Source organism: Lujinxingia vulgaris (genome assembly GCF_007997015.1).
Taxonomy (GTDB): domain Bacteria; phylum Myxococcota_A; class Bradymonadia; order Bradymonadales; family Bradymonadaceae; genus Lujinxingia; species Lujinxingia vulgaris.
In genome coordinates this window covers 25467-36866 of sequence record NZ_VOSM01000009.1, presented here as the reverse complement: position 1 = coordinate 36866, position 11400 = coordinate 25467, and the positions used below count along the sequence as shown (strand labels likewise).

9 protein-coding genes are annotated in these 11400 nt (G+C 65.8%); 6 read left to right on the top strand and 3 right to left on the bottom strand.

Translation table 11 applies throughout. The annotated features are described in order from the left end of the window. The first annotated feature begins 137 nt into the window (after positions 1-137). The 3 genes from FRC98_RS16070 to FRC98_RS16060 all read left to right on the top strand — a co-directional run bounded on the left by FRC98_RS16070 (position 138) and on the right by FRC98_RS16060 (position 4183). The gene (locus FRC98_RS16070; RefSeq protein WP_146982467.1) at positions 138-824 is read left to right on the top strand and encodes a hypothetical protein; all 687 of its coding nucleotides are present in this window, start codon (positions 138-140) and stop codon (positions 822-824) included. A gap of 57 nt (positions 825-881) precedes the next feature. After that, complete coding sequence (locus tag FRC98_RS16065) at positions 882-2480, top strand: vWA domain-containing protein (RefSeq protein ID WP_146982466.1); 1599 nt, start codon at positions 882-884, stop codon at positions 2478-2480. A 137-nt stretch (positions 2481-2617) separates the two neighbouring features. After that, the gene (locus tag FRC98_RS16060; protein WP_146982465.1) at positions 2618-4183 is read left to right on the top strand and encodes an aldehyde dehydrogenase family protein; all 1566 of its coding nucleotides are present in this window, start codon (positions 2618-2620) and stop codon (positions 4181-4183) included. A gap of 60 nt (positions 4184-4243) precedes the next feature. On the opposite strand, the gene FRC98_RS16055 is transcribed toward FRC98_RS16060, so the two are convergent. From FRC98_RS16055 to FRC98_RS16045, 3 genes are all read right to left on the bottom strand, one after another. Continuing rightward, a complete protein-coding gene (locus FRC98_RS16055; RefSeq protein WP_146982464.1) occupies positions 4244-4969 on the bottom strand; it encodes a polyprenol monophosphomannose synthase in 726 nt (241 codons plus the stop codon). Between the two features lie 52 nt (positions 4970-5021). Next, complete coding sequence (locus FRC98_RS16050) at positions 5022-6413, bottom strand: sigma 54-interacting transcriptional regulator (RefSeq protein WP_146982463.1); 1392 nt, start codon at positions 6411-6413, stop codon at positions 5022-5024. 113 nt (positions 6414-6526) lie between these two features. Beyond that, positions 6527-8911, bottom strand: a complete 2385-nt coding sequence (locus FRC98_RS16045; RefSeq protein ID WP_146982462.1) for a serine/threonine-protein kinase — start codon at positions 8909-8911, stop codon at positions 6527-6529. A gap of 125 nt (positions 8912-9036) precedes the next feature. On the opposite strand from FRC98_RS16045, the gene FRC98_RS16040 reads away from it, so the two are divergent. The 3 genes from FRC98_RS16040 (at position 9037) to dacB (ending at position 11400) form a co-directional block, all read left to right on the top strand. Then, positions 9037-9555 carry a DUF4442 domain-containing protein gene (locus FRC98_RS16040; protein ID WP_230467686.1) on the top strand — a complete coding sequence of 173 codons (519 nt, stop codon included), beginning with the start codon at positions 9037-9039 and terminating at the stop codon, positions 9553-9555. Continuing rightward, a complete protein-coding gene (locus FRC98_RS16035; RefSeq protein ID WP_146982460.1) occupies positions 9555-9767 on the top strand; it encodes a hypothetical protein in 213 nt (70 codons plus the stop codon). The genes FRC98_RS16040 and FRC98_RS16035 overlap by 1 nt, the downstream gene beginning before the upstream one ends. Before the next feature lie 82 nt (positions 9768-9849). Further along, complete coding sequence (dacB, locus tag FRC98_RS16030) at positions 9850-11400, top strand: D-alanyl-D-alanine carboxypeptidase/D-alanyl-D-alanine endopeptidase (RefSeq protein WP_146982459.1); 1551 nt, start codon at positions 9850-9852, stop codon at positions 11398-11400.

The following is an 11400-nucleotide window of genomic DNA, read 5'->3' as shown; positions in this document are numbered from 1 at the left end:
CATCCGGCCGATGCGGGCTGTGGCCCCCCGAGGTGAACGCCGGTTGTCGACTCGAGAAGAGATCGTTAGATTGCGCCGCCTCTGGCCCCCGCCCCCCGCGGGCGCGGGCACTGGATTTCCCCCGATGGATCTCGTTTATGGCTGACAGTCAACGCTTGCGCTCGGTGCCCGAAGGCATCCAGTTGATCTCGGAGGTCGCCGCCGAGCTCGCCAGGCGCGACGAGGCCCCGGTGACCGTGCTGGGCGTGACGACCTATTTTCCGATGGACGTCGACAGCATCGCCCGGGTGCTCGAAGGCATCGAAGAGCTCGACGGTGTTGAGCGCATTCAGCTCGATAAACTCGCCGCATACGAGATCGCCCGCCCCGAGCGTTTTCTGCCCGGGCCGCTCGATATTGAGGAGCAGGCCCACCTGGAGAAGGCGCCGGCCTTTATGCGCGCGGTCGCAAGCCTCAAGCAGGACGCCGACTGGGTCAAAAAGGTGCGCGAGCAGCACGAGCTTCTGCGCATCGCCTCGGCCGCGCGCGAGCCGCGCGTGGAGCTGGGGTATCTGACCAGCCGCACCGATTTGCCCTCGGCGAAAGTTCAGAGCTTGCTCAACGATTTCGGGGCCGAAGGTTATATCGAGGTCACCGTCGATGAGGACGCCGACGCGCTCTATTATACCTTCCCGAAGCTGAACTACTCGCGCCGGCGCTTCCAGCGCAATATGGCGCTCTTGGAGAGCCTGGAGCCGGCGCCGCCGACGCGCATCTCGATGTGGATCTTCGTAGCGCTCTTCGCGACGATTCTCCTGATTGTGATCATCTTCCTCAGGTTGTGACGCGTCATCGCGCGTGGCCTGCGGGGGAGTTCTTCTAACCTGGCTCAAGGTGCGGCCATGACTCGACCTTTCGACCGATGGATGCGCGGCGCGCTGGCGCTGGGCGCGGCCTGGATGATCGCCGGCTGCGGCGATGATGACGGTACTCCGGCGCCGGAGAACGATGCCGGCGTCAGGGATGTGGGCGGTGGCGCGGATGTGGCGCGCGAGCCCGGGCTGGAACTTCGGCCAAGCGCGCTGCGACTTCTGCCCCCCCGCCCCCTTACGTGTGAGGGCAGCCGAGAGGCGCGTTTTCCCTTTGTGATCTTCAGCCAGGAGGGCCCGGCGGTGGCCGCCGGCGATATGCTCGACGGCGAGATGATCTGGCCCAATGAGACGCTGCGGGCCGGCCACCTCGGCGTTGATGCGGGCTACCTGGCGCAGTCCGGGCCGGCCTGTGAGACGGCCGAGGACTGCGGGGAGGGGCTCAGTTGCACGGCCGCCGAGGTGGGTGACGCCTTTCGCTACTGCGCGCGTCCCACCTCCGTGAGCTTTACCCCCGGCAGCGTGCGTCAGGAGTGGAGCCTGGGGCGAGAGGGCTCGCCGGAGCTTGCGTTGAGCGTGTTGATCCAGAACACCGCCAGCCTGGACGGGCGGATGCCCGTCTCGGCGGGCTCGCTCTATGACGAGAGCGGCGCGCAGGCGCTCAGCGCCAATCCGGGGCGCGCCACCGACGCCGAGCTTCGCCACCGCCAGATGATCCAGGACTTTTTGATCTCGCTGGCCGGTCGTTTCACCGGCGAAAACGCCGCGGTGAGCCTGTGGTTTTACGGCGGCGATGTGGGCGCGCAGACGCGCCCGCTGACGCCCAGCGGAGGCGGGGAGCTTTCCAACTACCTCACCCGCGATCTCGACAGCCTCACCGCGCGTCTCTCTGAGCTTCCCACGCTGATCCCGCGTGAGGCCAACGTCTATCAGGCGATTTTGCGCGTGCTCGACCGCGACCTGGGGCTGGAGGAGTACGACGAGGCCGAGAAGGCGCTCATCGTCTTCACCGACACTCCCAATCAGGTGTTTGACACCGAGGCCGACGCCGAGGTGGTGCGTGCGCGCCTGGAGGCCACCGGGGTGCGCCTGATGATCGTGCACCTGGATCCGGCGCTCGATGCCTCGACCCTGCGCGATCTTCCCAGCCAGTGGGGCGGCAATCAGGCCTGCCGCGAGGATGCGAGCTGCGGCGCGCCCACCTGCGAAGATCAGAGCAGCTGCCAGCCTCATGAGCGCTGCCGCCCGGCGACGGTGTATGCCGAAGAAGAGGGCGGGGCGGTGACGTTGACCGATGCGTCTTACTGCATGCCCGAGCGCGACGCCGACGGGCGTGTGGGTCCGGTGCAGGAGTATGCGGAGCTGGCCTGCGCAAGCGGCGGCCACTACTTCTACGCCGCTGGCGTCGACGACATGGTGGGGGCCTGGAACGTGTTGGCGCCGGCGTTGCAGTCGACCTGGTCGGTGGAGGGCACCCTGCCTGCGCTCGACGCGCTGCAGGGGCCGGGCTTTGGTCGTCTCAGCGGCGGTTTTTCGGCGCGTGTGGGGCCGGTGCATCTGGGCGATCGGCTGCGACCGGCCTTGCAGTCGCGCGTGAGCGCGGACAGTCGCCCGGCGATGCTGCTTCCCTGAGGTTGAGATCAGGAGCGCCCGCAGCCCTTGCTGGACGCGGCGCTCTTTGTGTTTATTAGTTCCGCGCGCTCGCTCGCCATCTCGGGCGCGCGCGTCTTCGACTCCTCTTTATCCGACGTCGCCATCAGGACCCGACTATGTCTGCTCAAGCCGCAAGCGCCGAAGTCTCCGCCGGTGTGATCGAGAAGTTCAGCCCCGTTGATGGAGCCCACCTGGGCAACTTCCCCATCACCTCCGCAGGCGACGTGACCCGGGCGGTTGCGGCGGCCCGCGAGGCTTTTCCGGCCTGGCGCGACCTCACGCTGGACCAGCGCTTTGCCTACCTCGATCGCCTCCGCGATCTTGTCAGCGCCGAGGGCGAGTCCTTTGCGAAGATCATCAGCGACGATACCGGCAAACCTCTGCTCGACTCGCTGCTCACCGAGCTGATGGCGATCCCGCTTTTCATCGATTATTACAAAAAAGAGGCGCCGAAGGCCCTCAAACGCAAAAAACTCTCTCGCCAGCTCTTCTTTCCCACCAAAACCAGCTACGTCGAGTACGCGCCGATGGGGGTGATCGGGGTGATCTCCCCGTGGAACTTCCCCTTTCAGCTCTCGATGATTCCGGTGCTCTCGGCGCTGGTGGCGGGCAACACCGTGGTGCTCAAACCCTCGGAGGTCACCCCGCTTACGGGCGAGCTGATGCGCGAGATTTTTAAGCGCGTGGGCTTCCCCGAGGGCGTGGTCTCGGTGGTGCATGGCGATGGTTCTACCGGCGCGGCGTTGTGCAAAGCCGACATCGACAAGATCTTCTTCACTGGCTCGGTGGCCACCGGCCGCAAGGTGATGGCCGCTGCTGCCGAGAAGCCCATCCCGGTGGAGCTGGAGCTCGGCGGCAAAGACGCCATGATCGTCTGCCACGACGCCAACTTAGAGCGCGCCGCACGCGCGGCGGTCTGGGGCGGCTTCTTGAACTGCGGCCAGATGTGCATCTCGGTGGAGCGCCTTTTTGTGGTCGAGGCGGTCTACGACGAATTTCTGGCGCTGGTGCGCACCGAGATCGAGCGCATGCGCGTGGGCGGCCCCGATGAGGGCTCCGATATGGGGCCGCTGACCTTCAGCGCACAGATGGGCACGGTGGTGCGCCACCTCAACGACGCCCGCGAGCGCGGCGCGACCATCGCCATGGGCGGCCGCCCCATCGAGGGGCCCGGACAGTTCTTTGAGCCCACGCTCGTGCTCGACGTCACCGAAGACATGGAGATCTACCGCGAAGAGACCTTCGGTCCGGTGCTCCCGGTGATTCGTGTGGCTGACGAAGAAGAGGCCCTGCGCATGGCCAACGACCACCAGTATGGCCTGACCGGCAGCGTGTGGACGCGCGATGTGTCGCGTGGTCTGGAGCTCGCCAGCCGCATGGAGTCGGGGCAGTGCTCGGTCAACGATCTGGTGCAGTCGGTGGGCAACCCGGCGCTCCCCTTCGGTGGGGTCAAGCGCAGCGGCTTTGGCCGCTACCACGGCCCCGAAGGCCTCTACGCCTTCATGAACCAGAAGGCGATCATGGTGGACCGGGGTCTGCTCGATGTGGAGCCCTTCTGGTACCCCTACGCGCCCAAATACGAGGCGATGCTGGGCACCTTCCGCAACCTGATGGGCGGCAAGATGGTGGGCGCGCTGACCAACTTCTACGACATGCACAAGATCACCAAACGCCGCGGCTAAAGCCGCGACGGTGGTAAACAAAAAAGACCTGCCGGGGGCAGGTCTTTTTTTGTCGTATGCTCAGCGCTTGAGGCGAATCTTCCAGACCCGCGTGAGCGCCTCGGCCGCGATATCCGGCGTCATCTTGGAGTCGCCCACCTGGCGGTCGGGGAAGATGATGGGCACCTCCACAATGCGAAAGCCCTTCTGATGCGCGCGGTATTTGAGTTCGATCTGAAAGACGTAGCCCGACGCCTCAATGCGGTCGAGATCGATGGTCTCGAGCACCTTGCGGCGCCAGCCCACAAAGCCGGCGGTCAGGTCGCGGATGTCCACCCCGAGTACCAGGCGCGCGTAGAAGCCGCCGCCGCGCGAGAGCAGGCGCCGAAAGAGTCCCCAGTCCTGCGTGGCGCCGCCGGCGACGTAACGCGAGCCGATGGCCACATCGAAGAGGTCGAGCTGTTTGAGGAGCTCCGGCAGGTCTTCGGGGCGGTGGCTGAAGTCGGCGTCCATCTCGACGATCTTCTCAAACCCCTCGGCCAGCGCCCACTTGAAGCCGGCGATATAGGCGCGGCCCAGCCCCTCTTTGGCGGTGCGGTGCATCACGTGAATGCGCTCATCGCCCGCCGCCAGCGCGTCGGCCAGCTCGCCGGTGCCGTCGGGGGAGCCGTCGTCGATGACGAGGATGTGCACCCGGGGGCAGCGGCTTAAGATCGCCTCGGTGATAGGCCCGATGTTGCCGGCCTCATTGTAGGTGGGGATGCAGATCAGGGTGTCGCGCGCAGGCGTCGGTGAGGCTTCAGACATCAACCATCTCAAAGCAGAAGGGGTTAGAGCGGGGCGAAGCGTGATGCGACTCTCAGGAGATCCCGAGATCTTCGCGGGTTAGATCCAGCTTTTTGAGGATGTATTCGACGCTCTTTCGGTGCACGCCGGCGATGCGCGCGGCTTTGGACACGTTGCCGCCGGTGCGCTCCAGGAGCCGTCCCCAGTACTCTTTTTCAAAGTGTTCGATCAGCCGGTTTTTGGCGTCTTTGAAGGGGAGGTTCTCTTGCAGCGCGGTCTCCACCATGGGCAGGCTGGACTCCTCAATGGCCTCGGGCACCTCGGTGGCGGAGGGCTCGCCGGCGTTGAGGTAGCGGGTCTCAATGGCGTCGCCCTGGGTCAGGAGCACGGCGCGCTCAATGAAGTTCTTGAGCTCGCGCACGTTGCCCGGCCAGCGGTGGCGCTTGAGTTTTTCCATCGTCTTATACGCGATGTCGACATCATCGCGGCCGGTCATCTCGTTGGCCTGGCGCAGGAAGTGCTCCACCAGAAGCGGGATGTCATCGGGGCGGTCGCGCAGAGGCGGCAGGTTCACCCGGATCACGGCGAAGCGGTAGTAGAGGTCTTCGCGGAAGTTGCCCTCTTTGACTTCGCTTAAGAGGTTGCGGTTGGTCGCGGCGACGATGCGCACGTCGGTTTTGACGCTCTGGTTGCTGCCGACCGGCTTGATCTCGCGTTTTTCCAGCGCGCGCAGCAGCTTGGGCTGCAGATCGACGGCCAGCTCACCGAGCTCGTCCAGGAAGAGGGTGCCGCCGCGGGCGGCCTCAAAGGCGCCTTTGCGCGAGCCGGTGGCGCCGGTGAACGCGCCTTTGACGTGGCCGAAGAGCTCCGACTCGATGAGCTCGCGGGCGATGGCCGAGCAGTCCAGCACGATGAAGGGGCCATCTTTGCGCGGGCTGTTCATGTGGATCGCTTCGGCGACGAGCTCCTTACCCGTACCCGACTCGCCCTCAATGAGGACGGTGGCGTCGGTGGGGGAGACGCGCTCGAGGATCGAGAAGATCTCGCGCATCGCGCGGCTCTTACCGAGCATGTTCCCAAAACGGTCGCTGCCGGAGAAACGCACCTCGACCTTCTCGTCGGTCAGGCAGAACTGCAGGGTGGTGTCGCCAAGCTGGAAACGCACGCGGTCGGCCAGGAAGATATCGACGGTGCGCAGCCCCTCGACGAAGGTGCCGTTTTTGGAGCCGCGGTCGACCAGGCGGTAGCCGCTCTCGTCGACGACGATCGCCGCATGCACCCGACTCACCGCCGGGTCGTTGAGCGAGATGTCGCAGTCCGGCGAGCTGCCGATCAGAAGTTCGGCGCGCTCAAAGACGCTGGAGAGGCCTTTGTCGGGGCCCTCGATCACTTCAACGCGGAAGCGCTGCAGCTCAAGCTGCTCGGCGCCGTCGTCCAGAAAGATGGTGCGTGTTGCGTCGCTCATATCGAAAGATCCAGGAGACGTGGTGTCGAAAATGGGTCCAGAGGGCCGCTACCATAGCGAGGGGGGCGTCGCGTCACAAGGCGGCGGGCGCTCTTCTTGCGGGCGCGCTGCGCTCAGCGCTCTTCGTCCCAGACGACCAGGTGGGCGCAGTCTTCGCCGGGCTCAATGGTGACGTTGAAGCGCTCTTCGCGGTCGGCCTCGGGGTTGCGCACCGTGACAGTGTGGGGGCCGGGGCTCAAAGGGTGGTTGCGCAGCGTCATATGACGTCCGGAGAGCCACTTGCCGTCGATGGCGATCTCGTTGTGGGCAGGGTAAATGGCCCGGAAGTTGAGGCAACCCCGGGGGCTCTCTTCGAGGTTTATGGGAAGCTCATCGCCTTCAAGGGTGGCTGGGTTGAGATCCAGGCGCAGCGCTTTGTAGCCCGGGGCGCGGGCTTCAACAATGGCGCTGCGTCCGCGGGGAAGTTGCACCCGGCGGGCGCCGGAGCCGAGCACGCGGCCGTTGAGCGAGAGCTCGGCGTCGGGCGGTGAGGGGACCAGGCGCACGCTGACGCCTTTGCGTAGCGCGGCGTTGACCAGCGTGGGGCGGCTGCGATCGTCGGCGACGTTTTCGGTCTTGCCAGGGGTGCGGCCGGAGAGCTCGGCCAGGGCGCGATCCTGGAGGCAGGAGAGGTTGAGCGAGACGATCTCACGCTGGTGACCGTAACTTAAGGTGTAATAGGCGGTGGAGCAGCCCTCGTAGGCCGCTGAGAGGGCCGCCACTTCGCCCTCGCCGAGGGTGAGGGTGACGGGGGCTTCACCCAGGTCCTCGCCATTGGCGCTGACCCTGGCGGCCTGTGGCGTGGTCTCCACGCGGAAGGTGCGGGGCGGGGCGGCGTCGGGCTCAAGCTGCAGGTCACGCTCATTGAGCATCACGTGCTGGCCCGCGGCGAGCTTCACACGCAGATTGCGGGGCTGGTGGCCGTCGAGCAGAAGCTCCACGCGGTAATCCCCGGGCTCAAGCGTGAGCGTCTGCGGGGTGCGGCGTCCGGCGAGCTCTTCGCCATCAAGGCGGATGGTCGCGCCGGGGGGATCGCTCTCCAGGGTGAGGTTGGCGTCGCGCATGGAGGGGAGCACAAAGGCCGCGACAAGGAGTGCAGCGAGCGCCGCGAGACTCAACCCCACCCACACGCCAACCCGTCGCCGCGGGGCCGGCTGCGGCATCGCGTCGTCGGGGTCTGCACCGGCGAGGACGTGGGGCTCGGGAAGCGTCGTGGGCGTGGGTGTGGCGATGGGCTGGCGCGTCGCGGTCTCCGGCGATGCGACCGGTTCAGACTCCGGCGTAAGCAGTCGCGAGGCGGTGGGGGCGTGCGCGATCTCGGCGACCTCCTGCTCGGAGAGCTCGGCCAGCCCCCCGGGCTGCGCTGTGCCAGACTCGGAGGTGGGCGAATCGCCTTTTGTTTGCGCCGGCTGAAGATGGGCAGCCGGAGTGCCGGTGCGCAGCGAAGCATCAGACGCCTCCGAGCCCAGTCGGTCGAGCTCAAGCTCTAAGGCCTCATCGAGGTTGCGCGCTTTGCGCACCGGGGCGGCAGGCTCTTCGGCGAAGATGGCCTTGAGCGCCTGGGCCAGCCCCTGGCTTGTGACCGCCTGACCCACCGCGTAGATGGCGTGCTGAAGATCCACATAGAGATCTTCGATGTTCTGGTAGCGCTCGGCCGGGTCAACGGCCAGCGCGCGCTCAATGATGCCATCGACCTCCCCGGGCACCTCGGGGCGCAGCACTCCGGGCGGATCGAACTCGCAGCGCCGCACAAGCTCCAGACTCTCCAGGTCGGTGCGCCCCTCAAAGGGCCGCCGCCCGGTGAGCATCTCGTAGAGCACCACGCCGCAGGCGAAGATGTCGCTGCGGTGGTCGAGCTCCTGTCCGCGGGTCTGCTCCGGGCTCATGTAGCAGCACTTGCCCTGGATGCGGCCGTTGGCCGTCTGGGAGAGCCGCCCGGCGGCCCGCGCGATGCCAAAATCAATGATCTTGATCTCGCCCTCCCGCGAGATGAGCACGTTGGAGGGGCTCACATCGCGGTGCACGATCGAGAGGGGGCGGCCCTGCTCGTCGGTCTTGCGGTGGGCGTAGCCCAGGCCTTTGCAGATCTCGGCGGCGATGTGCAGGGCGTGCTCCACCGGCAACTGCTCGCCATGTGCGTCCAGCCGTTTTAAGACCTCGCGAAGATCGAGCCCCTCGACGTACTCCATCGCGATAAAATATTCGCCGTCCTGCTCGCCCATATCGAAGACGGGCACAATATTGCCGTGGGTGAGCTGGACGACGATGCGCCCTTCGTCGAGGAATTTGGTGACAAATTCCTCTTCTTCGGCAAGGTGGGGGAGGATGGTCTTGATGATGACGCGCTTCTCGAAGCCGCCGGCGCCGCGGGCGCGCGCCAGGTAGATCTCACCCATGCCCCCTTTGGCCAGGCGGCGGGTGAGCTCGTAGCGACCGAGTTTTCGAAGCGTTGCGCTCATAGCAAAAGACGACCGTGGCAGGTCGGGGGGCTGCTCCCGAAGCGATGCTTCGTGTATAGTCGATGCAGCGTCGAAGGTCGACGTGCTTTCAAAGGGGGAGGGGACCGAACATCAACGAGGACAGGATGCTGTATAAAGATACCATGAATACCAGTGAACGCGCGCCCTGGACCGCCCGCGTGGTGGCCGGAGCGCTGACGACTCGCCCCGTGGCTCAGGCGGTGCTCTGGGCGCGGATGCCGCTTCTGGCGGTGGTCTCACCCTCGGTCGACGTGCTCAACGCGTCGCGCTGCGAGGTGGCCATTCCCTTCGGCTGGCGCAATCGCAACATCTTCGGGACGATGTATTTTGCCGCCTCGATGATGGCCGCCGAGATGACCACCGGGGGGCTGGTCCTCTTTCATAACGCGCTGCGGCCCGAAAAGTTTTCGTACATCGTGCGCCATATCAGCGCCGATTTTGTCAAACCGGCCAAAAGCGCGGTGCGTTTTGAGTGCGTGCAGGGCGAGGAGGTCGCTGCGGCCTTTGAGGAGGCCGCACGCACCGGGGAGCGGGTCAACCGCCTGCTGGAGGTCGTCGGCCGGCGCGCCGACGGGGTGGAGACGGCGCGCGTGAAGGTCGAGTGGTCGATCCGGGCGAGCTGATGATCGTGGCGCAATCGCTGGGATGGGGGATCGTCTCGCTCGTGGTCGGCGTCGCGCTGGGCGTGGGGCTTGTCGTCAACATCTGGCGGGAGCGACGGCTTATCGACCGCGATCGCGAGTGGGCGATCGACGACGCGGCGCGTGCGCTGCGCGAGCCCGAAGACGACACCTCCACGACCGAAGTGCAGGGCGTGCGAGAGGTTCAGGAATAACACCCCGATACTTATGCGCTACCTGTGCGGCGCGTTACGGTGTCGCTTGAAAAGTTTAACAATAACGGGAGCTTAAGGGTCTATGAGGGATCGTCAACAGCAACAGTCATCGCATCGGATGTACCGCCGCGCGCTGCGTCCGGCGAGCTATCTTCTTGTGCTGCTTTTGATCGGGCTGAGCGCCAATGGCGTGGTGGCCCAGGAGGGCCAGGAGAGCTCGGCGCTTGAGATTCCCGAGGTGCCGGAGGTACCGGCCATCGAGGAGGTCGAGCGTCGCGACTACCCCGAGCTGGAGCGCGCCATCGACCGGGTGCTCTCCGATCCGGAGCTGCAGCGTGCCAAAGTGGGGGTGCATGTCGAAGACGCGCAGACTGGCGAGGTGCTCTACTCGCATCTGGCCGACGAGCCTTTGAACCCGGCGAGCAATATTAAGCTGATCACCGCCGCCACCGCGCTCGATGTGCTGGGGCCGCATTATACCTTCAGCACCGAGTTGGCCACGAATATGCGCAGCGAGCGCTCCATCGACGATCTTTTCGTGATCGGGTCGGGGGAGGCGTTTTTGCTCTTTAAAGATGTGCTGGCCTGGGCCGGCGAGCTGCGCCTGCAGGGGATCGACACGATCGCCGGCGACATCATCATCGACGAGTCGGCTTTTGCCGAGGGTTACCTCCCGCCGGGCTATGAGACCCGCGACACCGATGCGTCGTACCGATCCTCGATCGGGGCGTTGTCGGTGAACTTCAACACGGTGACCACCACCGTGACGCCGGGGGCGGTGGGGGAGCCTGGCGAGGTGCGGCTGGATCCGCCCCAGGGGCATATCGAGGTGGTCAATCGCACGCGCACCGTGCGCGGGTCGCTGGCGCGGGTGCAGGTCAGCGCGATCCCCACCGAGGAGGGCACCCGCATTGAGGTCGGGGGCACCATCGGGCAGGGCGCGCAGCCGGTGGCGGTGCGAAAGCGGGTGGACAACCCCACGGAATTCGCCGGCGCGGTGGTCGCGCGCGCCATCAAGATGGTGGGCATCGCCTTTGACGGTGAAGTTCGCCCGGGAGCGGCTCCCGCACCCGAGGTGCGCCAGCGGCTGCACGTGCACAACTCCTCGCCGCTGATCGACACGATCGCGGCGATGAATAAGTGGAGCAACAACTTCATGGCCGAGCAGCTTTTGCTGGCCACCGCCCGCGGACCGGGTGAGCCGGCGACCTGGCCGCAGGCTATCGGTAAAGCGCGCGAGTTTATGGTGAGCGCCGGTTTTGATGCGGAGACGTTCAGCCTGCACAACGGCAGCGGCCTGTATGAAGGCAACGCGGTGAGCGCGCGGCAGTTCGTGTCGCTGCTGCGCTACATGCGCGGGCACGCCTTCGGACCGGAGTTTATCGCGTCGTTGCCGATTGCCGGGGTGGACGGCTCGCTGCGCAACCGGCTGCGCGAGCCGCACGTGGCTGGAAACCTGAGGGCAAAGACCGGTACGCTGAATAACGTGACCGCGCTCAGTGGCTATGTGCAGAGCAGGTCGGGGCGCCAGCTTGCGTTCTCGATCCTCATCAACGATCCGCCGCGACGCGCCTGGGTCTACCGCCCGCATCAGGACCAGATCGCCCAGGCGATCGCCAACTTCGACGAGTGA